This is a genomic window from Actinophytocola sp., from assembly GCF_035712165.1.
GTDB lineage: Bacteria > Actinomycetota > Actinomycetes > Mycobacteriales > Pseudonocardiaceae > DASYTH01.
Genome location: NZ_DASTBH010000069.1, coordinates 1 through 3,644, shown reverse-complemented (window position 1 = coordinate 3,644; position 3,644 = coordinate 1). Strand labels below are relative to the sequence as shown.

Sequence of the window (3,644 nt, the reverse complement as noted above, 5' to 3'; positions counted from 1 at the left end):
CACCGCCTCCCGACAGCGGTGGCGATGACAGCGGGATCTGAGGAGAGGCTCCGCCGGGCGGGAAACGGTCCCCTTCCACACCCGCCCGGCGGACCCGAAAGCACGACACTGCCGAAAGGGTGGACATGTGTCATGGACCGGTCCAGTACTGTTCTCGCCGACCGCGTTAGTGTCCGATTAGTCCGGGCAGGTGAGGGCAGGCGTGACGTTCCCAGGCTTGCGGTCGCGCAAGAAGCGCGACAGCGGTGGGCAGGAACCGCGCGCGCCGGGCGAGGACCTGATCCGTTTCCTCTACCAGGAGCACGGCCGCAGCGTGCTGGCCTATGCCACCCGGCTCACCGGGGACCGTGCCGCGGCCGAGGACGTGGTGCAGGAAACCCTGCTGCGCGCCTGGAAGCACGAGCAGGATCTCCGCAACGACACCAAGGGGTCGGTGCGGGGCTGGCTGCTCACCGTCGCCAGAAACATCGTCACCGACCGGGCACGGGCCAGGGCCGCCCGTCCCCAGGAGGTCGGGGAGCCGGTTGACGTCCCGGCCGTCGAACTCGACCACGCCGAGGCGGTGGTCAACTCGATGGCCGTACTCGGAGCCATGGACAAGCTATCCGTCGAGCACCGGGAGGTGCTGGTGGAGATGTACTACCGCGGTCGCACGGTCGCCGAAGCCGCCCAGGCCCTGGGCATCCCGGCCGGCACCGTGAAATCACGGTCCTATCACGCGTTACGAGCGCTCCGAACCGCACTCGCGGGCCGGGGCCCAGGGGAGGTGCCACGATGAGCTCGGTCGAACATGACCGCTCGCTGCTCGGCGCCTACGCGCTGGGCGCCCTCGACCCGCGCGAGGCGCAGGTGGTGCACGACCATCTCGTCGGGTGCGGCGAGTGCCGGCAGGAGGTCGCCGAACTGGCCGACCTGCGCACCGCGATGGATGTGGTGCCGCCGGAGGCCTTTCTGGACGGTCCACCCGAGAGCGACCTGCTGCTGCAACGCACGCTGCGCGCGGCGCGGACCGAGCACCTCAGCTTCGCCCGGCCGCAACCGGTCGAGCGGCGTTCGCCCGGCCGGCGGCTCGGTCTGGTCGCGGCCTCGTTCGTCGTGCTGATCGCGGTGGCGCTCGGCGCGGGATTCTTCGTCGGCCGGCAGACCGCGCCAGGTTCGGAGCCGGTCGCCGCGGCCAACGTCCGGCACGCGCAGGCGACCGACGCGGTGACCGGCGCGTCGCTCGCGGTCGACCTGACCCCGATGGAGGGCTGGGTCCGGGTGCACGTCTTCGCCAGCGGCATCCCGAAGGGCGAGCCCTGCGAGCTGTACATCGTGCCGCGCAGCGGCTCGCCGATCCTGGTCGGCGGCTGGCTGGTGGGCGAGAACGGCGCCCGCAACGGCACCAACCTGGACGGGTCGGCGCTGATCCGGCCGGGTGATGTGCAGTCGGTCGACGTGGTCACCACGGACGGCAAGAAGTACGTCTCGGTGCCGGTCTGAGTGCCCGTGTCATTACACGAGTACCGGTTCCGCAACGTGTGGTCGGTGGAGACGGCCGCGGCCCGGCTGTTCGGCGCGCTGGTGGATCTGGCCAACTATCCGGCCTGGTGGCCGGATGTCCGGGCGGTGGACCGGTTGGACGACGACACCGCCCAGGTGACCTGCCGCGCCCTGCTGCCCTACGCGCTGGTTTTCCGGTTGCACCGGGTCGAGCAGGACGAGCGGGCCGGGCGGCTCCGGGTGGGCATCTCCGGTGATCTCGAGGGGTTCTGCGAGGGGGTCGTGGCCCCCGGCAGTCCGGGCCGGGCGACGCTCGCGATCTCCCAGCGGGTCGTGGTCAACAAGTCGCTGCTGCGCCGGCTGGCCCCGGTCGCCCGCCCGCTGTTCCGCGCCAACCACGCCGTGATGATGCGCCGCGGCCAGCGCGGACTGCGCGCCTACCTGGCCGGTTCGGGTGCCGAGTGATCACTGGTGGTAACGCTCAATCCCGTTGGCCGCTCCTTGTGCGCTCTGCACAGCAACCGGGCCGGTGATCCTTGCCGTTCGGTGACAAAACGAGCATCGTGACTTCATGGTGACGGTCGAACCGGTCGAGGAGGTCGCGCCGCTCGAGCCCACCGGTCTCGTCGCGGCGCTCAACAGTCGGCTGGACGAGGTCGCGGAGCGCTGGGTGTCGCACATCGTGGCCAAGAACTCCGGCTATCTGGACAACGCGCTGATCTCGCTGCCCGACCTGCGCCGGACCTGCCGGGACAACGCCGCGGCGGTGCTGCGGTTGCTGGCCGGCGAGCCGACCGCGGGTGGTGACCCGCTCGGCGTGGTCCGGGCGAGCGCCCGCCGCGCGGCCGAGCGCGGCATTCCGCTCGACTCGCTGCTGCGGTCCTACCGGCTGGGTGGGCTCGCGCTGTGGGAGGAGCTCGCGGTCTGCGCTCCCCGGTCCGACCGGGAGCTGGTCGACGTGGCCAGCGCACTGTGGCTGATCATCGATGAGGTGTCGGCGGAGTTCGCCACCTGCTACCACTACCACCGCACCGAGCTTGAGCTGCTGCGGATGGCCGAGCAGCGCCGGCGGGTCATGGTGGACGAGCTGCTGCGCGGCCGGGGGCGGGAGGGCGGCTTCGCCGAGGAGGCCGCGGTCAAGCTTGATCTCCCGGCGGACAGCGCGTACCTGGTGGTCGCCGTCGAGCCGACGCCGACCGGCCGGCCGGGGGTGGAGATGCCGGCCGAGACGCTGACCGCCGGCGGCTTCCGTTCGGTCTGGCAGGTCAGCGGCGAGCTGCTGGTGGGGCTGGTCGCACTGGAACGGTCCACTCCGGACGCGGCGTTGCGCCGGCTGCGGCCGGCGATGCGCGGCCGGGGCGGTGTCGGCCCGGTGGTGACCGGACTCGGCCAGGTCGACGAGGGCCACCAGCTCGCGGCCGTCGCCCTGGCCACGCTGCCCGCCGGCAAGCCGGGACTGGCCACACTGGAGGATCATCTGCCGGAGGCGCTGCTGGTCCGCTCGCCCGACCTGGGCGAGATGCTGGTCCGGGAGCTGCTCGGTCCGGTGCTCGACCTGCCCGGCAAGGAGGGCACCTACCTGCTCACCACGCTGGCGGTGTGGATCGACACCAACTGCTCGGTTGCGCACACCGCCACCCGGCTGTACTGCCATCGCAACACCGTGCTGAACCGGCTCAACCGCCTGGAGGGACTGCTCGGCCGCCCGCTCAAGGGGCGGGCGACGTTCGTGGCCGTGTCGCTGGCGCTCACTGCCTGGGAGCTCGGCCTGCGGGGTGAGGGTCGGCCGCGGTGAGAAGCACCATGCAGGACGCTCCGCTGACGGTGGCCCGGATGCTGCGGTACGGGTCGACCGTGCACGCCGACGCCCGGGTCCGGACCTGGACCGGCGCCGGCGCCCGGTCCCGGTCCTACGGCGAGGTGGGCGCGCGCTGCGCCCGGCTGGCGGGCGCGCTGCGCACCCTCGGGGTCACCGGCGACCAGCGGGTCGGCACGTTCATGTGGAACAACGCCGAGCACCTGGAGGCCTACCTCGCGGTGCCGGCGATGGGGGCCGTGCTGCACACGATCAACCTGCGGTTCTCGAAGCACCAGCTGGTGTACACGATCAACCACGCCGAGGACCGGGTGATCCTGGTCGACGAGACCGCGTTGCCCCGGTT

General features: G+C 71.9%; 5 protein-coding genes. All 5 read left to right on the top strand.

Annotation, left to right across the window (positions count from 1 at the left end; translation table 11 throughout):
- Window positions 1–202: 202 nt before the first annotated feature.
- On the top strand, window positions 203–778 hold the full coding sequence (locus VFO68_RS03310) for a sigma-70 family RNA polymerase sigma factor (RefSeq protein WP_414635448.1): 576 nt from the start codon (window positions 203–205) through the stop codon (window positions 776–778).
- Window positions 775–1,482 (top strand): zf-HC2 domain-containing protein, encoded by a 708-nt coding sequence (locus VFO68_RS03305; protein WP_325156632.1) that lies wholly within the window; start codon window positions 775–777, stop codon window positions 1,480–1,482. The genes VFO68_RS03310 and VFO68_RS03305 overlap by 4 nt, the downstream gene beginning before the upstream one ends.
- A gap of 6 nt (window positions 1,483–1,488) precedes the next feature.
- Window positions 1,489–1,947, top strand: a complete 459-nt coding sequence (locus VFO68_RS03300; RefSeq protein ID WP_325156631.1) for a polyketide cyclase — start codon at window positions 1,489–1,491, stop codon at window positions 1,945–1,947.
- Between the two features lie 106 nt (window positions 1,948–2,053).
- Window positions 2,054–3,277 (top strand): helix-turn-helix domain-containing protein, encoded by a 1,224-nt coding sequence (locus VFO68_RS03295; RefSeq protein ID WP_325156630.1) that lies wholly within the window; start codon window positions 2,054–2,056, stop codon window positions 3,275–3,277.
- Window positions 3,274–3,644, top strand: a 371-nt coding sequence (locus VFO68_RS03290; protein ID WP_325156629.1) for an AMP-binding protein, incomplete at its 3' end; no start/stop codon positions are given. The genes VFO68_RS03295 and VFO68_RS03290, both read left to right, overlap by 4 nt.